We start from the raw sequence: 21,416 nt of genomic DNA, 5'->3' as shown, positions 1-21,416 counted from the left end.
CGTGATTCCCTCTTGCAGGCAGGGCCGCCCGTCAGGCAAGCCCACCAATATGCAGCGCTTTCACTTCCAGGTACTCTTCCATTCCCAACACCGATCCTTCACGTCCCAAACCGGACTCTTTTACACCGCCAAACGGTGCCAGTTCAGTGGATACGGCACACTCATTAATGCCAATCATCCCGGCCTCCAGCGCCGCCGAGACGCGGAACACCCGTTGCAGATTTTGCGTGTAGAAATAGGCGGCTAATCCGTATTCCGTGTTATTGGCGCGCTGAATGACATCGGCTTCATCATCAAAGCGGAAGCAGGCGGCGACCGGACCAAAGGTCTCTTCCTGGGCCAGCTTCATCCCCTCATGCGCCTCGGCAATCACCGTCGGCTGCCAGAAGTTGCCCCCCAGCGGATGACGCTCGCCGCCAATCAGCAACTTACCGCCTTTGCTCAGCGCATCCTTTACGTGCTCTTCCACTTTATCCAGCGCCGAGCGCTCGATCAGCGGGCCGACAATCACGCCTTCCTCTACGCCATTACCCACTTTCAGCTTGCCCACGGCATCGGCCAGTTGATTGACGAAACGATCGTAGACCGCGTTGTGTACATAAAAGCGGTTAACGCTGACACAGACCTGGCCCGCATTGCGGAATTTGTTAGCAATGGCGCCCTGTACCGCCGCATCAATATCCGCATCCTCAAACACGATATAAGGCGCATTGCCACCCAGCTCCATCGAGACTTTCTTCATGGTGTCCGCGGCATTGCGCATCAGCGTTTTGCCCACGGCGGTTGAACCGGTGAACGAGATTTTACGCACCGCCGGACTCGACATAATGGCGTCGCTGATGGCATGGGTATCGCCCGCCACCGCATTTAACACGCCATCGGGCACACCCGCTTCCTGCGCCAGCGCGACTAACGCAAACGCGCACAGCGGCGTATTGTTCGCCGGTTTGATGATGCCGGTACAGCCTGCTGCCAGCGCCGGGCCAAGCTTGCGTGTCAGCATCGCCATCGGGAAATTCCACGGCGTGATAGCCGCCACCACACCAATCGGTTCACGTGTTGCCAAAATGCGTGATCCGGGTTTCGCCGGCGGGATGATTTCGCCGTTGGCACGTTTAGCTTGCTCGGCAAACCATTGAATAAAGCTGGCGGCGTACTCGACTTCGCCTTCGGCTTCTTTCAGGGGTTTGCCCTGCTCGGCGGTCATCAGTTGCCCGAGCCAGCTTTTGTTCTCAATGATCAGTTGATACCAGCGATTAAGAATCTCCGCGCGCTGTTTCGCAGTTTTATCACGCCATGCCGGGAAAGCCTGCTGAGCGGCAGCGATGGCCCGCTCGGTTTCCGCCTTACCCGCGCGTGCGACTTTTGCCAGCACTTCGCCGGTTGCCGGATTAGTGACGTCAAAGGTGGCACTGGCGTTGTGCCACTGGCCCGCAGCGAAATAGCCGGTTTTGAACAGCGCGTGTTGTTGTAGAGAGGTGGACATTATTCTTCTCCTGCTAGTTTGCATTCTGTCAGGAAAGTATAGATGCCAATATCATCGGGTTTTGTGTCAGCGTGGGATCAAAAAGGCCGCTGCAACGTGCAGCGGCCGATTTCAGATTTGGATGAGGGTGTTTTGGTATTTATCCAGCATCAACGAGAGCCGTTTCACCGGTTCGGTAACGCTCTCCGGTGCCGAATAGTGATGGAGCTTTTCCTGATAAATCTCCAGTTCCTTCAACAAACGCTCAAAGTAGTAGCGCCGCTTGTCATCGCTGGTGGCTGAAATCACGCGATCGGCGGTGTATCGCAACTGACGGTGATAAGCCGAAAGCTCCGCGTTAACCGGGACTTCAGCATTACGCAGTCGCTGATGACCGATAATCAGCGTCAGTGCGATGCGGTATTTGTCGATATCGCCGGGGAACAGATTGAGCAGCAGGAACAGCTGCTGATAGAGCGCGGGCAGATGATTCTCGCGACGGCGCGCCTGATTAGTGGTCAAGGCCGCCACAGCCGCATACATAAAGCGATTCAACAATTTACGGCCGGTACGTGCTTTGGATTTATCGCGAATCAGCAGAATCACCATCATCGCCACAAAGCTGCCGATCCACTGGCCCAACGCATTATCGAGGAAGACGTTGAACTCGAACTTCATCGGATTATCCAGCACCAGCACATTGATGGTGCCAATCAACGCACCTAACGTACCAATCTGGCGTCGTTGCACGAAGATACCGCCGATAAACCCGAGTGCGCCAATCGCGATACACAACAACAACGCGCTTTGCTGGGTAGCTGGCAGGATATAGATGAAGTAGAGCATGCCGAGTGGTACGGCGAAGGCCATACCGTAGAAGAAGTCTTTCGCCATCATCAACGGATTCGGCATACGCATCGCCAGCGCGGTGATGACGGCCAGCATCACCATACAGCCACTGCCCGAAGTCCAGCCGGTATAGAGCCAAAACAGAGAGCCGAGCGCGGTCGCCACAAAGGTACGCACGCCGTTGATCATCGCATGATGGGTTTCCGCCGAACGTGCCTGAATCACCACTTCGCGCTGCAGGATGCTCTCTTCCAGCGTAGTGATACGGCTGTTGCTGCGCACACCATTAATCAGCAGCAGATACTCTGTTGCTGCGCCGACCCAACTTGCCACTGTCATCGGCACATTTTTGTTGCTGACGCTGATCAAACGACGCATCACCTTCATACGCTTATGCACGTCATCGACGTTATGGACGTCTTTCTCAATCAGCAGGCGATACTGCGTCGGAATATAATCCGGACGAGCGTTTTGAATCAGGAAGGTTTCAGCGGCTTGCGTAATTAACGTCAGCGACAGCGTATTCAGCATCTGTAAGCGGCGGCTGGTATTTTTCCAGCGCGAAGATTCCATCAGCAATTGGCTGCGCATGCCGTTGAGTGCCGTGGTGCGACGTACCAGCGCGCTCCAGGTGCGATCCACCTCGTCTTTATCCGCGTGGGCGACACACAGCTGCAGCAGTTTGTAATGCGCCACCAGCAGCGAATCGACTTCTGCATCAATCACTTTTTTGATCGAGCGCGGCGAAAACAGCATATCCGCAAGAATCGCACACAGAATCCCAATGACGATTTCACTGCAACGCTCAACGGCAAACTGGGGTGCCAGCGTTAAACCGCCACTGGCATCGGCAGTAATCACGATTATCAGTGCAGTGTAACCCGCCAGTCCCAATGCGTAAGAGTTCTCGACCTTAATCAGCGAAGAGAGCCAGACGCACATCCCCGCCCATAAACAGCACAGCAGCAGCATCACCACCGGTGCACGCACCGTAGCGATCATGATGGTGAGGGCGGCAATACAGCCAATAAATGTACCAATGATGCGCAGAATGCCGCGATAGCGCAGTGCGCCAGAATAGGGATCGCCCCCCGCAGCAAAGGCGGTACCACCAGCAACAATGCCGGCGGTCATCACCGCCCAACGCGGCGTTTCCAGATTAAAGTGAAAGCCAATCATCAGCGCCGCAACCAGCGCAAATGTCAGCTTCACCGGGAAACGCAAAAACTCAATCATAACGCCCTCGCTTAACCAAACTCGCGCAGGCGGTTAAAGAACTGCGTCAACGGCGAGACTTTGGTCTGGCGATCTTTATCACCGGTGATCACTACCGTGGCGGTAGTGCCCGCCGGAAAGCGGTTGCCCGGTTGATCGTCAAGACGAATACGCACCGGTACGCGCTGTGCCAGTCGTACCCATTCGAGGTTGGAATCGATGGTCGCCATACCTTTGCTGTCCACGCTGCTGCTGCTGTTGGTCACGCCCGCCGCGATGCTGTCCACCGTGCCGCGCAATACGGTATTACTGCCCAGCGGGGTGATTTCAGCGCGGAAGCCCGGACGCACGCCATCCAGCTTGGTCTCTTCCATATAAGCCAGCACATAGAATGAGTGCTGCTGTACCAATGCCACGGCAACGGAACCACGGGTGATGAACTCGCCCTGATAAACGTTCAGGTTAGTGACCCAGCCATCTGAAGGCGCTTTGATGGTGGTGCGATCCAGGTCGATCACCGCCAGATCGCGCGTTGCCACCGATTTCGCCAGCTGATGTTCGCTGGTTTGCAGATCGTTATTAGCCTGGTCGATGGCTTCACGCGACATGGCACTGGTGCCGAGTTGATTACGGCGCGCCGCTTCACGACGCTTTTCATTGACGAGTGCCTGGTAATATTCGACATCCGCCTGGGCTTCATCCAGCGCTTTCTGGTAGCGCGGGCGATCCACGACAAACAGCGTATCCCCCTGTTTCACCAGCTGGTTGTCGTGCACCGGCACGTCAGTGATAAGGCCGGTCACGTCCGGCGAGATCGCCACCACATCAGCGGAGAATTTGGCGTCACGCGTCCAGGGCGATTCGGTGTAGAACACCCAGGCGCGGAAGATGATCACGATTGCGATGATAACCAGCAGGATAGTAATCGCGTAACGCGCGATTTTTCTTATGAGCGCTTTCACTTAAAAACCTCAGACGAATAGACGGGATACAAGGTAAAACACGCAGCAATACAACGCTGTGTTAAAAAGTGCCGGATGCCACACCAGGTCATAAATTCCGCTGGGCGTCAGCACGCGTTTCACCAGCCAGAACAGCGCCAGAGAAACCAGTAGTTCAATGAAGATGGGCGGAAAACTCAGCCCGAATACGACAAATACCGGAAGCACACTCATTACGGTTCCTTAGTTCGACCTTGCCGGATTGCACCGATACCTGCCCTCATGCCGCATGGCACGTCGGGTTGAGAATCAGGGGATGATTGGGAGACTGATGGCAACATTCAGGCCGCGTTGAGCTAATGATAGCGTATCATCGTGTAAACACAGCCGTGTTAAGGTGCGGTGAACAGACCCAGCGTGCGTATAGTAACGCGCATGACTATACGTTTTCTACATATTGTGAGCTAAATCACTTTTTAGCCAGAGTAAACAATGGAACGACTTAAAGGCATGTCCATTTTCGCCAAAGTGGTTGAATTAGGTTCTTTTACCGCCGCGGCACGTCAGCTTCATCTTAGCGTTTCGTCAATCAGCCAAATTGTCGCCAAACTGGAAGATGAGTTGCAGGTCAAATTGTTAAATCGCAGCACCCGCAGTATTGGTCTGACCGAAGCAGGTAAGATCTACTATCAGGGCTGCCGCCGCATGCTGGCTGAAGCGTCTCAGGTGCACGAACAGCTTTATGCCTTTAATAATACGCCGATCGGTATTCTGCGTATCGGCTGCTCTTCCACCATGGCGCAAAACGTGTTGTCTGCAATGACCAGCGATATGCTACGTGAATATCCTGGTCTGAGCGTCAATCTGGTTACCGGCATTCCCGCGCCAGATTTGATCGCTAACGGCTTGGATCTCGTAGTCCGCGTAGGCGCGTTGCAAGATTCAAACCTGTTCTCACGCCGACTGGGCGCGATGCCGATGGTGGTCTGTGCCGCAAAAAGTTATCTGGCACAGCATGGTACGCCAGACAAACCGGGTGAAATCGATAATTTTTCATGGCTGGAGTACAGCGTACGCCCGGATAACACCTTTGAACTGGTCGCGCCGGAAGGGTTGGTGACGCGGCTGACGCCACAAGGGCGCTTCGTGACTAATGATTCACAGACGCTGATTCGCTGGCTGAAAGCCGGTTGCGGCATCGCCTATGTCCCCCTGATGTGGGTGATTGATGAGATTAACGCCGGGGAGATCGATATTCTGTTCCCGCAATATCACTCAGAACCGCGTCCGGTGTATGCGCTCTATACCGAGAAAGACAAGATGCCGTTGAAGGTGCAGGTATGTATCGATTATCTGACCGAGTACTTTAAGCAGGTGGCGCAACAGTATCAGCAGCATCGTAAGAGTTAACGGTCTGGGCGCCATACAGGGTGTCCCTTCGATGCGCGAAACGACTATTTGTAAGGTGCGCCATAGGGAAACTCAGACTGTTCGATAATCTATAGAGTCCGCCATGCGAACATCAACTTACGGTCATTCGTAGAGGCCGCCGTGGAATCATCAGACTCCACGGCCATTCGAAATGGTGCGTCATGGGGACATCAGACTTTACTGTCATTCGTCAGGTGCGCATTGATGCGCACCAGCAATGATTATGCAGTTCCGCCGACGGTGATTTTATCCAGCTTCAGGGTTGGCTGGCCGACGCCGACCGGCACACTCTGCCCCTCTTTACCGCACACGCCAACGCCTTTATCCAGCGCCAGATCGTTACCAACCATTGAGATCTGCTGCATTGCTTCAATACCCGAACCAATCAGCGTTGCACCTTTCACCGGCGTGGTGACTTTGCCGTTTTCAATCAGATAGGCTTCTGAGGTTGAGAAGACAAACTTGCCGGAGGTGATATCCACCTGACCTCCACCAAAGTTTGGTGCATAAATCCCGTACTCAACGCTGGAAATGATGTCCTGCGGCGTGGATTTACCCGCCAGCATATAGGTGTTGGTCATACGTGGCATCGGCAGATGCGCATAGGATTCACGACGCCCGTTACCGGTTGGCGGTACGCCCATCAGACGCGCATTGAGCTTGTCCTGCATGTAGCCTTTGAGCACACCGTTTTCGATCAGGACGTTATACTGGCCTGGCACGCCTTCGTCATCCACTGCCAGTGAGCCGCGCAGCCCTTCGATGGTGCCATCGTCAACCACGGTGCAGAGTTCAGAGGCCACCAGTTGCCCCATTTTTCCGCTGAAGACCGAAGTTTCACGACGATTGAAATCGCCTTCCAGACCATGACCGACTGCTTCATGCAGCAGCACGCCCGGCCAGCCAGCGCCCAATACCACCGGCAAGGTGCCCGCAGGAGCGGCAACAGCTGAGAGGTTCACCAGCGCCAGACGCACCGCTTCACGCGCCCACGCATCGGCACGCACATCACCGTTTTCATCGGCATAGAAGAACTCATAACCGGTACGCGCGCCGCCGCCGCTGGAGCCGCGTTCACGTTTACCCTGATCTTCCACCTGCACGCTGATCGACAGACGCACCAGTGGGCGGATATCCGCAGCCAGCGTACCATCGGTCGCCGCCACCAGCACCTGTTCGTACACGCCAGTCAGGCTGGCATTGACTTCCTGCACGCGCGGATCGGCCGCACGTGCCACGGTATCAACACGATGCAGCAGTGCAATTTTGTCTTCGCGCGTCAGGCTGTCCAGCGGATTCACCGGCGCATATAGCGAACGGTTGATCACAGCTGAAAGTGTATGCGCTTTGCCATTGCCCTGCTCACGCACAATACTGCGCGCGGCTTCAGAAGACTGGCGCAGGGCGTTCAGGGTGATTTGGTCTGCGTAAGCGAAACCGGTTTTCTCACCACTGATTGCACGCACACCGACACCCTGGTCGATGTGGTAAGAACCATCTTTAATGATTTTGTCTTCCAGCACCCAGGATTCATGGAAACTGGACTGGAAGTAGAGGTCGGCATAATCCAGACGACGTTCTGAAAGCTGCCCTAACAGGGAAAAAAGGTCCTGCTGATTAATGCTGTTCGCAGCTAGTAACTGCTCACTTACCAGATTCAGAGTCATCGTTTCTCACTCATTATGTGCTCGGATAGTCATAGCCTGCGGCAATTCCCCGACGGCGTCAAATTCACTTCTTGTCGTCTTCGCGCGGTTTGCGCAGCACTTCATTGATTTCCGGTTTATCCAACGGTCCGCTAATGTGATAACGCAGTAGCGAGATCTTATTCCATAGCGGGCCCAATACTTTACTGGCGGCAAATACGGCGGCCCCGATCACCGGGTTGACCACAAAGGCCGTCGCCACTCCCACCGAAGCGGAGATCTCAGGGGCAACGACCGCTTCCATATCAATCTGGCGTTTTGCCAGGTCGATCTGCCCCTGCATGGCGATATCCGCTTCAAGGCCATCAACCAGCAGGTTATCCGTGTGCATCACACCATTTTCGATCCACGCCGTGCCGTTAATTGAATCGAAATAGAAGCCTTCACTGAAGGTGTCACTGAAATCGAAGCGCAGCTTGCGCAGCAAGGCGTCAAAACTCATCAGGCGTAACAACTGCCCCGCACGCCCGGTGTTCACATCCGCAATCTGGCCTTTGCCAAAATGGGTTTTCAGCGTACCGCTCAACGTTTCCGCTGAAGGCTGCCACGGGGCGGAACGCCAGTGCAGGTCATAATCGACGTTAAACGGCGCGTCACGAAGTGGGGTATTCATCCCAAACCAGTTAACGGCATCATTAATGTTTTTACCGCTCAGACTGCCTTTTAATGAGGTACGCTGATTGCCCGGCTTATTGACCCATTCTCCGTTGATCTTCAGCTTCGCACTGCCGGAATCCACGCTACCGTTAGTAAGTGCTAACGTATCTCCCTGCGGCTGTAATCTGGCCTGCATATGTCCAAACTTCTGCCCGCGCAGCCAGCACTCATCACAGTTTAGCTGCATCGCTGGCCAGTTACTGAAGTCTACTGTGCTGCTGTTGTCACCCAACGGCGAGGCGTTGTTGTCGCTGCTGTTCGCCCATTCTGGATTGTAGTAAAGATAGCTAAGGTCGATTTGCCATGGCGCATGCTGTGCGGTTTGCAAACTGCCGCGCGCTTCGCGGCTTTCCAGCTGGAGTTGTGTGTTGCCGGTCGGCCCTTGCGTGACGGTGGCATTTACGTCATGCCACTGCTGACCACCGAGCATAAGTGCCGGTGTCCGCAGAGTCACATCGCCTGGTAACAGCGCGCCGCCGACTTCCGTTTCGCCCTGAGCATTACGCGAACCACTGCTTCCCGCCAATAGCCCCATCCAGGCTTCACCATCCAGCGGCGGTAAATTGAGTTCCATCCCGCGTTTTTCTGGCAGCTTCGGCGTGCTTTTCGCATCGTTGAGCCAGATGCCGCGATCCACGCGCAGCTGGGGTTCGAGAATCCAGCGGCTGTTAAAACGGTTATGCTCGCGCACGCTGCCGCTTAGCGTGAATCCTTTCAGATCACCGGTGGCGTTAATGGCGATGGGCATCGCTTCGCCCGACTGCTTATCCAGCGGCGAAGGTAAGTGACTACTTACTGTTTTGCCCTCACCCTGCAAATCGACTTTATAGGTCGCGCCCCCTTTGTGTGGCAGCGTGATGTCGACATTGCCCTGCCACGGCAGACTGCCGCTCAATTGACTGCTAACGCTGGTCGGCAACACTTTCAGTTTCGACGGCTGCCAGTCGCCCAGCAGCTTCACATTGACACCGAAGTTGTCAGGGTTTTCGGTAGTGGTAAAACTGACGCCAGTGGGCTGACCAAACCAGTTGGCCTGCATCTCTTCACTTTCGAGGTTGCCGTTGTTGTAACGGAAACGTCCGGTGAGGTTTTCCAGCGTGGTGTTTAACGGCTTAATGTGCAGGCTGTTATTGTTCATCACCACATTACCGCTGGCATGTACCAATTCACCATCCAGCGGAATATCGAGATTCAATGAACCGCGCACATTGCCACCGATTTGCAACTGCTGCAGTGCCGCGCCCAACGTCGATTTCAGAGGCGTCTGTTCGAAGTAATCGGCAATCTGCTTGCCCTGACCGCTAAGATCGCCATTAATAATCAACTTCTCTTTGAGATAGTCGGGGATCACCGCGTTGACGTTACGCGCATCCACTTCCCCCAATTTGGTTTTCTCGGCTTTCATCCACAGGCCGTCGTTAACAAAATCGAGGTCGATATCGAGGTTTTCCAGCGCGGGCCAACCGGGCTGGAACTGGAAGGTGGATTGACGCAGCGGCACCCATACTTCAAACATGCCGTCATTGTGCTTAAACGGGAACAGGCTGGGATTACCGGCGAACAACAGCGTGGCATTGTCCACCTTCCCGCCTTTGATCGACTCGCTGAGGAAATGGGTCAGATCATGGCCCATTAGCGGTTCCGGGAAGTAGCGCCAGGCATCACCCGCATCGGTGACGCGAATGCCCGCCAGAATATTCAGCTGTGGCGCTTTGCCGATATTTTGCTGATAGCGGAAATCACCGCGCGCCCACAGGGAACGAGCCTGAACATCAAGATTCTGACCGTCCAGCGTCAGGCCGCTGGCATCGCGCTGCCAGTTCAGTTTGCCAGTGATCTGTTGAATTTGCAGTGGCGCCTGGAACATGTCGCCATAAGGCACTTCTGCTTGCCCCATCGCCACATCCAACCGACCGTTACTCACGCTGCCGCTGGCGGTACCGTTTAGATTGCTGATCCCTGGCAACAGCTCCCAATGCTGCCACGCCAGGTTGCGCCATTTGGCTTGCAGGCGGGTTTGTTCGGGCTGATTGAGCGGAATATCCAGCGCCAGCGCATCGATGTTGCCGCGCGGCTGCAATGCACGCCAGTTATCCAGTAACGCAGGGGATAAGGGTTTGAACAGCGGCACCAACGGTGCCAGACGCTCCAGATCCAGTTGCGTGGCACGCACACGCACCTCCGCACCACTGTTGGCGCCCAGCATCTGCTGGTCTTCCGGCTTCCACAGCAATGAGAAGTGTCCCGGTGCCCAGGCGATGCCATCGGTGCTGAGTCGGGTTTGCGGGACGGACAAACTCCAGCCATTTTGGAAACGCGCCAGATGCGCGGTTAAGCCATCAACCTGCAGTTGGTGATCGCCCTGTTCGCCGCGCCAGCGTGCACCGCCTTTACTGAGCAACAGGTCACCGGCGTAGACATCGCCATCACGCAGATTCACCCATGCCGCAAGGCTGAAACGGGCACTTTCGAGGCTGGTGTTGTCGCGCAGCCACGGACCGATCCACGGACGCACATCGACGTCATCCGCTTGCATCCAGATGCGGCCATCGTTGAGTAATCCGTTGGTATCGTTGAGATCGAGTCGCACCTGCACCACACCATGCTGACCGGTAAAGCTGGAGAGATTGACTTCCCCTTCCGCACGGTGACGCGTGCTTTCGTTGAGCCAGGTCAGGCGCGGAATCGCCAGCTCAGCGTGCTGGCCAGAGGGCGTGAGAAAACGGATGCTGCTATCACGCAGATCAAAGTGATCAAACTGGCGCAGAAACAGATCGTTGATTTGCGCCGGCTTAAAGCTATTTTTTTGTTGATCGCTGGTGAGCAGCGGATGATTGGTTTCGAGACGCAGTTGCCAGAAGGTAAGATCACGGAACTGCCAGCGCCAGTGCAGCAGCGATTGCCAGACGTTAAGCGCCAGATTTACGCGGCCAATGGTGAGTTTGCCATCTTCCGGCATCACAACGTTGAGATTACGCACCTGCAGGGTTGGGCCGAAATTCTCCCATTTACCCTGCAGCTCGCTGGCATCCACCGTCACTCCGCTGACGCGTGAAATCGTCTGCAGTATGTCGCTGCGATAGCTGTTGAGATGCGGCATCACGAGGCGCAACCCGCTGACTAGCAGCGCCACAATAACGATGATTGCGGCGAGCAGCAGTAACAAAATCCTCGGCAACCGCCTCACACACCTCTCCTTGCTTCCCGTTGAAAACCGGCGTTCAACCTCACGACTTACATCATGACGACGTCAAACTGCTCCTGAGTATAGAGCGGCTCAACATGGACTTTAACCTGCTTACCGACAAAGATTTCCACTTCAGCCAGCGCATGTGACTCTTCGCTTTTTAATGCCTCGCCTACTGCCGGGGAAACATAAACGAGGAAACGATCGGAATCATAAGCATGATGCACACGCACGATTTCGCGCATGATTTCGTAGCAAACCGTTTCCACCGTTTTCAGCGTGCCGCGCCCTTTGCACACCGGGCAATCGGCACAGAGCACATGTTCAATACTTTCCCGCGTGCGTTTGCGCGTCATTTCCACCAGACCGAGCGCCGAGAAGCCGTTGATACCGGTTTTCACCCGATCTTTGCTCAGCGCACTTTCCAGCGAATGCAGTACGCGGCGACGATGGTCGTCATTACTCATGTCGATAAAATCGATGATGATAATGCCGCCCAAATTGCGCAGACGTAGCTGGCGAGCAATCGCCTGTGTGGCTTCAATGTTGGTGTTGAAGATGGTTTCGTCGAGATTACGATGCCCAACAAATGCACCGGTATTGATATCGACGGTGGTCATGGCTTCGGTTTGATCGATGATCAGATAGCCGCCCGACTTGAGTTCAACCTTACGCTCCAGAGAGCGCTGGATTTCATTCTCAACATCAAACAGATCGAAGATTGGCTGTTTGCCGCTGTACAGCTCCAGCTTGCTGGCCATTTCCGGAATATATTCGCCGGTAAATTCCACCAGCAGATCGCAGGTCAGACGGGAATCAACGCGAATGCGATCCAGCGCTGCGCCGGCAAAGTCACGCAGCACACGCTGTGCCAGCGCTAATTCACCGTACAGCAGACAGCGTGTCTGATTACGTTTTTTGCGCTCGCTGACTTTGGTCCACAGACGCTTGAGAAACGCGGCATCCTGCGCCAGGTCTTCCTCACAGATGCCTTCGGCAGCAGTACGAATAATGAAGCCGCCGAGGTCGTCGCAGTAGGCGGAAACGACCGCTTTCAGGCGATCACGCTCCGCTTCGCTTTCAATACGCTGGGAAACACCCACATGCGATGCGCCTGGCATAAACACCAGATAACGTGAAGGCAGCGTAATATCGGTGGTAAGGCGCGCGCCTTTGGTGCCGAGCGGATCTTTCACCACCTGCACCACTAAATCCTGGCCGGGGCGCACCAACTCGCTAATATCGCGTACGACGAAGTTTTTCTTCTCATCACCCGCCACGCATTCAGTGTGCGGCATGATGTCAGAAGCATGCAGAAAGGCGGCTTTATCCATGCCAATATCAACAAACGCGGCCTGCATGCCGGGCAAAACGCGGCTAATGCGACCTTTATAGATATTCCCTACGATACCGCGCCGTGCTTCGCGCTCAATGTGAATTTCCTGCAGAATGCCGCCATCAATATAGGCAACACGGGTTTCAGAAGGTGTAACGTTAACCAGCAGCTCAGCCGTCATCTTGTCCCCTTAACGCACGCAGTGACTGAAAGTGGCTCAGCAACTCATTGGTTTCAACCAGCGGTAATCCCACTACGGCGTGATAGCTTCCATTAATCTTGCGGACAAAATTGCCGCCCAGACCCTGTATTCCGTACGCGCCGGCTTTGTCCATCGGCTCGCCGCTGGCAATATAGTGCGAGATTTCTTCTGCCGTGATATTGCGGAATGTCACGTCAGTGGTGACAAGGCAATCCAGCTCGCGTGCACTGTCAGCCAGCGCGACGGCGGTCATCACCTGATGCGTTTGCCCGGAGAGTTGACTCAACATCTGCGCTGCGTGTGCAGCATCGCGCGGCTTTTCCAGCACGTCATTGTTGAGTACCACGATGGTATCTGCACCCAGCACCGGTAAATCCTGCGGCGCGACCGCCACGCCAGCTCGCGCTTTGTCCAAAGCCAGACGGCGAACATACACTTCCGCCGCTTCTTCTGGCTGGCGCTGCTCTTCAACGTCGGTAATCAGACGTTCAAACTGCAGACCCAATTGCGTGAGCAGTTCACGTCGACGCGGTGAACCGGATGCGAGATACAGGCTTATCATAGTCTTCCTTACTGAACAGCGAACTGTCGGCGAATCTTTCTCATTAATAAGAATAGCCAGGGCCATAGAATGCCGTCGACCACACTGCTCCAGAAGATTTCCGGGCGAAATGAGACGTTGATGACCAGGAATTCAGCCCAGAAAACAATGACATCCACCGCGAGCGACAGCACCATGACCATTAATGCCTGCTGCCACAACGCCAGATTTCGGAATAGCTGAAATTTGAAGGCCACCAGATACGCGATGATGCTGAACGCCAGCGCGCGCACCCCCAGCGTTGAACCGGCCACCAGGTCCATCACGGCCCCTAAAAAGAAGCCTGTACCAACATTAACCCGGTGCGGTAATGCCAGAACCCAGTAAACCAGGATCAACAAAAGCCATGAAGGCCGGAACATGTAGATTTGTTCCGGCCAGGGCATGATTTGCAGAATGAGGGCAATCAGAAAGGACAGCCAGATAACCCATCGGCCCTGGCTGCGATATCGACTCAAGGCTGGCCTCCGCGTGTGTTCGCTGGGATCCCTTGCGAACGACTGCTGTTAGCGGGTGCCGGCGGCCCCATTTGCTGCGTAGGCTGCATCATATCCGGTGCCGGTGGGCCCATTTCGCCTGCTGGCGGCAAGACCTGTGGCATCATCTGCATCAGACGCTCATTCGCCACGCGGTGAACTTCATCTGGTGCCATTGGCATGTCGCCATTCTTATCCGCGCCCCACAACAGCAGCAGGTAACGCAGACGTTGCAGGCCAGCCGTCGGATGCGCCTGAATCACGGTGTAGGCACGTTGGGTATCGACTTTCACGGAAGAGACCACGCCAACCGGGTAGCCTTCAGGGAAACGCCCGCCGAGACCTGACGTCACCAGCACATCGCCGACACGAATGTCGGTGTTGCCCGGCAGATGTTCCAGCTGCAAATCTTCACTGCAGCCGTTACCCGCCGCAATCACGCGAATATCATTACGTAACACCTGAATCGGCAACGCATGCGAAGCATCACAAATCAGCAGTACACGGCTGGTCACCTGACCCACAGCAACCACCTGACCCACTACACCTTTATCACTGATCACCGGCTGGCCTTCGTAAACACCGTTTACGCTGCCTTTATCGATAACCACCTGATCGGTATACGGATCGGTGCCGGTTGAAATCACCTGGGTCACCATCTTGTGCTCATCCTGACGCAGCGGCGAGCCGAGCAGCTCACGCAGACGTGCGTTTTCCTGCTTGTATTGCCCCAGCATCAGCAGGTCACTGTTTTTCAGGAAGAGCTCACGGCGCAGCGCTTTGTTTTCCAGCTCGAGCTGCTGGCGTGAAGCCAGCGTTTCTGAGACGCCGTCAAGAAGCTGTCGCGGCCCATTGGCCAGAAAATAAAATGGACTTACCGACGTGTCCAGGTAGTTGCGGATCTGGGAGAAGGAGCTCACGCGGCTGTCTGCGATAATAATCGCGATAGCCACAATGACTGCCAGAAAGAGACGCAACTGCAGGGAAGGTCCCCTGCTAAAAATCGGCTTCATAAATTCTGCGTGTTCCTCGACATCAGGGAAGAAGCGCCAGTCTTATGACTAACGCCTCCAGGGCTGGACGCATCTCGCCGTCGTGCGCAGCGTCGATAGGCGCGACTCCCTGCGCAATTTGACCACGGTCTCAGCCGATGAGGATTTACTCCTCGCTGAACAAATCGCCGCCGTGCATGTCGATCATTTCCAACGCTTTACCACCGCCGCGCGCGACGCAGGTCAGCGGGTCCTCTGCAACGACAACCGGAATACCGGTTTCTTCCATCAGCAGACGATCCAGATTGCGCAGCAATGCGCCACCACCGGTCAGCACCATGCCGCGCTCGGAGATATCAGAAGCCAGTTCTGGTGGGCACTGTTCCAGCGCGACCATCACTGCACTCACGATACCCGTCAACGGCTCTTGCAGCGCTTCGAGGATTTCATTGGAGTTCAGGGTAAAACCACGCGGTACACCTTCTGCCAGGTTACGACCACGTACTTCAATTTCGTGTACTTCATCACCCGGATAGGCAGAACCAATGCCGTGCTTGATACGTTCCGCAGTGGCTTCACCAATCAGTGAGCCGTAGTTGCGGCGCACATAGTTAATGATAGCTTCATCGAAGCGGTCACCACCGATACGTACAGAAGAAGAGTAGACCACGCCGTTCAGGGAGATAACGGCCACTTCAGTGGTACCACCACCGATATCCACCACCATCGAACCGGTTGCTTCAGATACCGGCAGGCCTGCACCAATTGCGGCAGCCATCGGCTCTTCAATCAGAAACACTTCGCGCGCGCCTGCACCTTGTGCAGATTCACGGATAGCACGGCGCTCAACCTGAGTGGCGCCAACCGGTACGCAGACCAGCACACGTGGGCTTGGACGCATAAAGCTGTTGCTGTGCACTTGCTTAATGAAGTGCTGGAGCATTTTTTCAGTCACGAAGAAATCGGCGATCACGCCATCTTTCATAGGACGGATGGCCGCGATGTTGCCTGGAGTACGACCCAGCATCTGCTTGGCGTCATGACCTACGGCCGCAACGCTCTTTGGCGAACCGGCACGATCCTGACGAATGGCAACCACGGAAGGCTCGTTCAGCACGATGCCTTGTCCTTTTACGTAAATCAGGGTATTCGCGGTACCCAGGTCAATGGACAAGTCATTGGAAAACATGCCACGAAATTTTTTAAACATACTAAGGGATAATCCTGCAAGCTGGGGGCGGAAAATAAAATCCGCCTACTTTACCAACCACGCGAAGCCGCTACAAGGCGCAAAAACGTTCTGCTTCGGTGAAAAAATACGCTGAATAATTTTTTGGGCCGATTCGCTTATCCCTGGCCGCCGTTAAATAGCGCTAAGCCGCCCTATTAAACGTAAATTCCCCCTTAATCACCGGGCGAATTTCGACATAAAATCTAACATTTCCAGCCATCATAAGCGCGGACGTAATCCACCAAAGGGCAGAAAAAGGCCCCTCAGCGCCACTTTACTGGCTGAAGACCTAAATTCGATAACGTTGTGAATGTTTTTTCACGTTACTGTTCACCGGCAATGATGGGGCAAAGAAGTCGCCCTGCCCACCTGCCACGCCCAGATTCGCCAGCGTTTGCCACTCCGCGCGCGTGCGCACGCCCGCAGCAAAAACTTGTGTCGAGGTGGATTTACACACTTCCAGTAAACTTTGCACAAATAACTGGTTTTCAGTACGACGTTCAATATTACGTACCAGCCCCGGATCGAGTTTGATCACTTCGATTGGGAACTGCTTGATATAAGCACTGCTCACCACGGTCATGCCCGCCTGATCCACCGCCACACGGCAACCAAACGCGGTCAACATTTGGAAAACCGGCACTAAGCGATTGATGTGTTGACAAACATCCGCCTCAGCAAGTTCAAATAAAAAACGTTTTCTTTGCGATTTTGTACATTGCAGCAAAAGCTTTTGCAGCCAGCGCTGGAATGGACGCTGTAATAAGGAGTCAATATTGACGGGTAACGCCAGCGTTTCATCAGGCCACACTTCAGAGAGGGCCGCGATTCGCGTCACCAGTTGGCGATCCCAACTGTCGGTCAAACCCAGTTGCAGCACCAGTGGCATAAACTCGGCCGACACCACTTCTTTGTCGCCATCGAACACGCGCGCCAGCATTTCACGGTGGTGCACTTTGCCATCCAGCAACACAGCCGGTTTTTGGTAAAGACGTGGGCCGCCGCGATTAAGCGTGTTTTCCAGCAGCGTTCGCCAGCGCACACTACCACGTCCCATGTCTAAGGTATTGCCTTCACCGACTGACCAACTGTTACCGCCCTGCAAGGCGGCACGACGGGTCGCCATCTCAACATTTTCCATCACCTGCGGCACGGTTTCTCCGCTGCGCCACGCGCTGATGCCAATGTGGATTAAATCATCGCGATCGACCATACGCATCGGCGGCAATGAGTCGACCGCGTTGATCAACTGATCGGCGATACTGTTGGCCTCTTTGAGCGTGCGGTGCGGCAATAACACGGCAAAATCGCTGCGGAAGTAGCGTGCCAGTAAAGCGCCTGGATATCGCAGAACAAATGTCGACAGCATATTAATCAGGTCAAACAGGTATTCATCCACCAGCGTTTGGCCCAGCGTTTCATGCAGCGTGTCGAGATCGGGCAGGCGCACCATCATCACCACGCCATGCGTGCCCACATCTTCCTGATCTTCCAGCAGCGTGGCTAACTGGTTATCGAAGAACAGGCGGTTATTCAGGCCGGTGCGTGAATCCTGTGCGGCAAACGTACGGATAAGCGTATCAATGCGCAAGCGCTGCTCGCCCGCTTCCTGAAGATCGTTAAGCAAAGTGTCAATGGCGCGACTGGCTTTTGGCGGCCATTCGGCATAATGGCCGACGTAGGGCACGCGCTCACCCGCCAGAATACGCTCGGAGCGAGCTTCTAAACTCTCCATGTGCTGCCAGCGACGATTGATCCAGCGATGCGTCATCACCAGTAAAGCCGACATAATCGCCACCACGCTGAGCAGGACAATCAGCGTATAGGCACCGGTAAAGGAACGGAACCAGGTTTTCGCAGGATCGAGTACCACTACACGCAGCTCAAGGCCGGGAGAGTGCACTAACGGAAGATCGAACTGAATAAAACGATTCGGCTCATCTTCGAGCATAGGATTTTCATGGCGAGCGAGTTGAAACACCACGGTATTGCCGTTATGCATCTCAATCTGTTCCGCATTGATCACCGGCATGATGCGCGTCAACCACTGCGTCAGTTCTTGTGGCGATTGCGTTGTCAGCGCTTTATCGACTTCGGTCGCCAGCGTATTGACGCGTGTTTCAACGCGCTGTTGCGATAGCCAGATAAAACTAAAAGCGCAGCCGACCAGCATCAATAACATTGCCAGTAAGCTTAATAATGTAATAAACGCAGAAAACTTAGTTGTTAATCGCATCCCTGTGCCTGTATCACTGCGGTTCTAAACGGTCGCCATCCGACGGCGCCAACCTGCTCATTGGCGTAAACCTGAGCAAAATAGCACAAAACATCGTCTGAATCAGCGCCAGACGCGCATCAAATTAGGCGGTGCGCCATGCTAATCGGACCTGCGGCGCGAGTATAGCCGCAAAGTGTGATGGCTTGCGTTTCACACGGACTTTTTCGTCCTATTCTCAACAGAGCCCGCTTGCCAGGAAATTTCATATTTTTCCGGGCAAAGTGGCGTGTCCAGCGCGAGTTGATCATGCTGAGTACAACACCACCTTTTTCGCCGGAGAATGCCATGAAGCTGAAGCAATACCTTACCGAATCCGACGTGACGCCCGAGAGCATCTTTAATATGCGCCGCCGTCAGGTGTTGAAAGCGCTGGGATTAGGCGCCGCTGCGGCAAGTTTACCCGGCGCGGCGCAGGCAGATGTGCTGAGCTGGTTTAAAGGCAATGACCGTCCACCTGCCCCTGCAGGACGCGATCTGCAATTTACCAAACCCGCGCAGTATCAGGCCAATCTGCCGATGACACCGTTTGACAAGGTTTCTGGCTATAACAACTTTTATGAGTTTGGTCTGGATAAGGCCGATCCAGCTGCCAACGCCGGCACGCTGAAAACTGAGCCCTGGCAGTTGCGCATTGAAGGTGAAGTAGCGAAACCGATCACGCTGGATATGGACGACATCTTTAAACGTTTTGCCATGGAGCAGCGTATTTATCGCATGCGCTGTGTTGAAGCGTGGTCGATGGTGATCCCGTGGGTGGGCTTTGAGCTGAATAAATTACTTAAACTGGCTGAACCCACCAGCAATGCCCGCTTTGTCGCCTTTCAGACGTTATATGCTCCGGACCAGATGCCTGGTCAGAAAGGTCGCTTTATTGGCGGTGGGCTGGATTATCCGTATGTGGAAGGGTTGCGTCTTGATGAAGCGATGCACCCTCTCACACTATTAAGCACCGGCGTGTACGGTAAAGCGCTGCCGCCACAGAATGGCGCCCCGATTCGCCTGACGGTGCCGTGGAAATACGGTTTCAAGGGCATCAAATCCATCGTTAAAATCACCCTGACGCGCGACCAGCCTCCTACCACATGGAACCAAATCGCCAATAACGAATATGGATTTTATGCCAACGTTAACCCCCATGTGAATCACCCGCGCTGGTCGCAGGCCACCGAGCGTTTTATTGGTTCCGGCGGCATTCTGAATGTCGAACGCCAGCCAACCCTGCTGTTTAACGGCTACGCTAAAGAGGTGGCTTCACTGTATCGCGGGCTCGATTTACGGGAGAACTACTGAGTGCGACTGACGTTACGCCATATCACCCTGTTAAAAGTGGTACTGCATCTCGCGGCTTTCCTGCCGTTTGTGTATCTGTTTATGGCAGCCAGCCAGGGCTGGTTAAGTGCCGATCCGGCGAAAGATATCCAGCATTTTACCGGCAGAATGGCGTTAAAGTTGCTTCTGGCGACGCTGCTGGTGAGCCCACTCACGCGTTACCTGAAACAGCCTCTGCTGATTCGCACCCGCCGCCTGCTCGGCGTGTGGTGTTTTGCCTGGGCATGTTTGCATTTGACCAGCTACTACCTGCTGGAACTGGGTTATAACCACCTGCAACTGCTGGGTAGTGAGATCGTTTCACGTCCTTATCTGTTACTGGGTATGATCTGCTGGCTGGTGCTGCTTACCCTCGCCATCACCTCATTTCAACGTGCCCAACGTAAGCTTGGCCGTCGCTGGCAAACCCTGCACAACGGCATCTATCTTGTCGCGATCCTCGCACCTATCCACTATCTTTGGTCGGTGAAAGTCTTCTCCCCGCAGCCCTGGATTTATGCGCTGGTGGCTTTAGTGCTGTTAGGTTGGCGTTACAATAAGTTGCGTAAACTTCTGCATCGATAATCCCCGCATGGTTGTCTTCCTGCTGTGAAATCTGATAAAAGGTGTGGCCTTCGGGCCGCATCCGATCAACTTCGCAGATAAGACCAGTATTTTGCTGCGAATTGCGACGAAACGGATATAATGCCCGGCTTTATTGCAAGCGAATTCGTCTTTTTCACTCTCAGGAGTGACAAACGACAGATGTCGCGGTATTTTACGCGATGCCTTACTGATTGCAGGAGATAGCAGCAAGATGGCGCACGAATTTCACATACTGCTTTTAAACGGCCCCAACCTGAATTTGTTGGGAACGCGCGAGCCTGAGAAGTATGGGCACACCACGTTGGCAGAAATTGTCAGCGATTTGACCCAGCAGGCCGATCAGCACCATGTGAAATTGAGTCATTTGCAATCGAATGCAGAGTTTCAGTTGATTGATCGTATTCACGAGGCCCGTGGCAATGTGGATTACATCATCATCAACCCGGCTGCATTCACGCATACCAGCGTTGCACTGCGTGATGCCCTGTTGGCGGTTAGCATCCCTTTTATTGAGGTGCATCTCTCGAACGTGCATGCACGTGAGCCGTTCCGACATCACTCCTATCTTTCTGATGTATCTGCTGGCGTCATTTGTGGACTGGGCGCTGATGGATACTCATGGGCTTTACAAACGGCAGTAAAACGCCTGTCACATTCCAATTAAACAGAGTACGGAACCACACTCATGGATATTCGTAAAATTAAGAAACTGATCGAACTGGTAGAAGAGTCCGGCATCTCCGAGCTGGAAATCTCTGAAGGCGAAGAGTCAGTTCGTATCAGCCGTTCACCTGCGAACGCTGGCTATCCGGTCATGCAACAGGCTTATGCTGCGCCAGTGATGCAGCAGCCTGCACTGGCGACCGCCGTTGCACCTGCAGCCGCTGCGCCGGCTGAAGCCGCTAAGCCGGAAATCACCGGCCACATCGTGCGTT

17 protein-coding genes are annotated in these 21,416 nt (G+C 54.5%); 5 read left to right on the top strand and 12 right to left on the bottom strand.

The genetic code is table 11. The features are described 5' to 3' along the window. Nucleotides 1-31 precede the first annotated feature (31 nt). From F3J37_RS25950 to aaeX, 4 genes are all read right to left on the bottom strand, one after another. Complete coding sequence (locus tag F3J37_RS25950; RefSeq protein ID WP_166936510.1) at nucleotides 32-1,486, bottom strand: NAD-dependent succinate-semialdehyde dehydrogenase; 1,455 nt, start codon at nucleotides 1,484-1,486, stop codon at nucleotides 32-34. Between the two features lie 111 nt (nucleotides 1,487-1,597). Next, entirely contained in the window at nucleotides 1,598-3,550 is a 1,953-nt protein-coding gene (gene aaeB, locus F3J37_RS25945) for a p-hydroxybenzoic acid efflux pump subunit AaeB (RefSeq protein ID WP_058959561.1), read from the bottom strand. 11 nt (nucleotides 3,551-3,561) lie between these two features. Continuing rightward, a complete protein-coding gene (gene aaeA / locus F3J37_RS25940; protein ID WP_058959562.1) occupies nucleotides 3,562-4,491 on the bottom strand; it encodes a p-hydroxybenzoic acid efflux pump subunit AaeA in 930 nt (309 codons plus the stop codon). A gap of 9 nt (nucleotides 4,492-4,500) precedes the next feature. After that, a complete protein-coding gene (gene aaeX / locus F3J37_RS25935) occupies nucleotides 4,501-4,704 on the bottom strand; it encodes a p-hydroxybenzoic acid efflux pump operon protein AaeX (RefSeq protein WP_021508145.1) in 204 nt (67 codons plus the stop codon). A 258-nt stretch (nucleotides 4,705-4,962) separates the two neighbouring features. On the opposite strand from aaeX, the gene aaeR reads away from it, so the two are divergent. After that, entirely contained in the window at nucleotides 4,963-5,880 is a 918-nt protein-coding gene (aaeR, locus tag F3J37_RS25930) for an HTH-type transcriptional activator AaeR (protein ID WP_038644372.1), read from the top strand. 242 nt (nucleotides 5,881-6,122) lie between these two features. Here the strand turns inward: aaeR and tldD are convergent, their stop codons facing one another. From tldD to csrD, 8 genes are all read right to left on the bottom strand, one after another. Further along, nucleotides 6,123-7,568 (bottom strand): metalloprotease TldD, encoded by a 1,446-nt coding sequence (tldD, locus tag F3J37_RS25925; RefSeq protein ID WP_038644371.1) that lies wholly within the window; start codon nucleotides 7,566-7,568, stop codon nucleotides 6,123-6,125. Between the two features lie 64 nt (nucleotides 7,569-7,632). Continuing rightward, nucleotides 7,633-11,451, bottom strand: a complete 3,819-nt coding sequence (yhdP, locus tag F3J37_RS25920) for an AsmA2 domain-containing protein YhdP (RefSeq protein ID WP_166936508.1) — start codon at nucleotides 11,449-11,451, stop codon at nucleotides 7,633-7,635. Between the two features lie 47 nt (nucleotides 11,452-11,498). Next, entirely contained in the window at nucleotides 11,499-12,968 is a 1,470-nt protein-coding gene (rng, locus tag F3J37_RS25915) for a ribonuclease G (RefSeq protein WP_038644369.1), read from the bottom strand. Then, nucleotides 12,958-13,551 carry a Maf family protein gene (locus F3J37_RS25910; protein WP_034830874.1) on the bottom strand — a complete coding sequence of 198 codons (594 nt, stop codon included), beginning with the start codon at nucleotides 13,549-13,551 and terminating at the stop codon, nucleotides 12,958-12,960. Before F3J37_RS25910 ends, rng begins: the two co-directional genes overlap by 11 nt. Nucleotides 13,552-13,559: 8 nt before the next feature. Then, the gene (mreD, locus tag F3J37_RS25905) at nucleotides 13,560-14,048 is read right to left on the bottom strand and encodes a rod shape-determining protein MreD (protein ID WP_034830875.1); all 489 of its coding nucleotides are present in this window, start codon (nucleotides 14,046-14,048) and stop codon (nucleotides 13,560-13,562) included. Then, the gene (gene mreC, locus F3J37_RS25900; protein WP_034830877.1) at nucleotides 14,045-15,079 is read right to left on the bottom strand and encodes a rod shape-determining protein MreC; all 1,035 of its coding nucleotides are present in this window, start codon (nucleotides 15,077-15,079) and stop codon (nucleotides 14,045-14,047) included. Before mreC ends, mreD begins: the two co-directional genes overlap by 4 nt. Before the next feature lie 145 nt (nucleotides 15,080-15,224). Further along, complete coding sequence (mreB, locus tag F3J37_RS25895) at nucleotides 15,225-16,268, bottom strand: rod shape-determining protein MreB (RefSeq protein ID WP_007891976.1); 1,044 nt, start codon at nucleotides 16,266-16,268, stop codon at nucleotides 15,225-15,227. A gap of 310 nt (nucleotides 16,269-16,578) precedes the next feature. Beyond that, the gene (gene csrD / locus F3J37_RS25890) at nucleotides 16,579-18,525 is read right to left on the bottom strand and encodes an RNase E specificity factor CsrD (protein ID WP_166936506.1); all 1,947 of its coding nucleotides are present in this window, start codon (nucleotides 18,523-18,525) and stop codon (nucleotides 16,579-16,581) included. A gap of 327 nt (nucleotides 18,526-18,852) precedes the next feature. On the opposite strand from csrD, the gene msrP reads away from it, so the two are divergent. The 4 genes from msrP to F3J37_RS25870 all read left to right on the top strand — a co-directional run. After that, on the top strand, nucleotides 18,853-19,857 hold the full coding sequence (gene msrP, locus F3J37_RS25885) for a protein-methionine-sulfoxide reductase catalytic subunit MsrP (protein ID WP_166936504.1): 1,005 nt from the start codon (nucleotides 18,853-18,855) through the stop codon (nucleotides 19,855-19,857). Then, nucleotides 19,858-20,460 carry a protein-methionine-sulfoxide reductase heme-binding subunit MsrQ gene (gene msrQ, locus F3J37_RS25880; protein WP_166936502.1) on the top strand — a complete coding sequence of 201 codons (603 nt, stop codon included), beginning with the start codon at nucleotides 19,858-19,860 and terminating at the stop codon, nucleotides 20,458-20,460. A 232-nt stretch (nucleotides 20,461-20,692) separates the two neighbouring features. Continuing rightward, nucleotides 20,693-21,145, top strand: a complete 453-nt coding sequence (gene aroQ / locus F3J37_RS25875; RefSeq protein ID WP_058959566.1) for a type II 3-dehydroquinate dehydratase — start codon at nucleotides 20,693-20,695, stop codon at nucleotides 21,143-21,145. 21 nt (nucleotides 21,146-21,166) lie between these two features. Further along, on the top strand, nucleotides 21,167-21,416 hold a 250-nt coding region (locus F3J37_RS25870), incomplete at its 3' end, for a DUF8684 domain-containing protein (RefSeq protein ID WP_505543780.1).

The organism is Candidatus Pantoea communis (genome assembly GCF_011752685.1).
GTDB lineage: Bacteria > Pseudomonadota > Gammaproteobacteria > Enterobacterales > Enterobacteriaceae > Pantoea > Pantoea communis.
The sequence above is the reverse complement of the archived record's forward strand: the minus strand, read 5'-3'. Positions and strand labels throughout refer to the sequence as shown.

What these genes read in the sequence shown, in the direction of transcription:
- aroQ (WP_058959566.1), top strand. Translation starts at nt 20,693, where the DNA reads ATGGCGCACGAATTTCACATACTGCTTTTAAACGGCCCCAACCTGAAT.
- mreB (WP_007891976.1), bottom strand. Translation starts at nt 16,268, where the DNA reads ATGTTTAAAAAATTTCGTGGCATGTTTTCCAATGACTTGTCCATTGAC.
- mreC (WP_034830877.1), bottom strand. Translation starts at nt 15,079, where the DNA reads ATGAAGCCGATTTTTAGCAGGGGACCTTCCCTGCAGTTGCGTCTCTTT.
- msrP (WP_166936504.1), top strand. Translation starts at nt 18,853, where the DNA reads ATGAAGCTGAAGCAATACCTTACCGAATCCGACGTGACGCCCGAGAGC.
- aaeB (WP_058959561.1), bottom strand. Translation starts at nt 3,550, where the DNA reads ATGATTGAGTTTTTGCGTTTCCCGGTGAAGCTGACATTTGCGCTGGTT.
- F3J37_RS25910 (WP_034830874.1), bottom strand. Translation starts at nt 13,551, where the DNA reads ATGATAAGCCTGTATCTCGCATCCGGTTCACCGCGTCGACGTGAACTG.
- tldD (WP_038644371.1), bottom strand. Translation starts at nt 7,568, where the DNA reads ATGACTCTGAATCTGGTAAGTGAGCAGTTACTAGCTGCGAACAGCATT.
- rng (WP_038644369.1), bottom strand. Translation starts at nt 12,968, where the DNA reads ATGACGGCTGAGCTGCTGGTTAACGTTACACCTTCTGAAACCCGTGTT.
- aaeX (WP_021508145.1), bottom strand. Translation starts at nt 4,704, where the DNA reads ATGAGTGTGCTTCCGGTATTTGTCGTATTCGGGCTGAGTTTTCCGCCC.
- aaeR (WP_038644372.1), top strand. Translation starts at nt 4,963, where the DNA reads ATGGAACGACTTAAAGGCATGTCCATTTTCGCCAAAGTGGTTGAATTA.
- F3J37_RS25950 (WP_166936510.1), bottom strand. Translation starts at nt 1,486, where the DNA reads ATGTCCACCTCTCTACAACAACACGCGCTGTTCAAAACCGGCTATTTC.
- csrD (WP_166936506.1), bottom strand. Translation starts at nt 18,525, where the DNA reads ATGCGATTAACAACTAAGTTTTCTGCGTTTATTACATTATTAAGCTTA.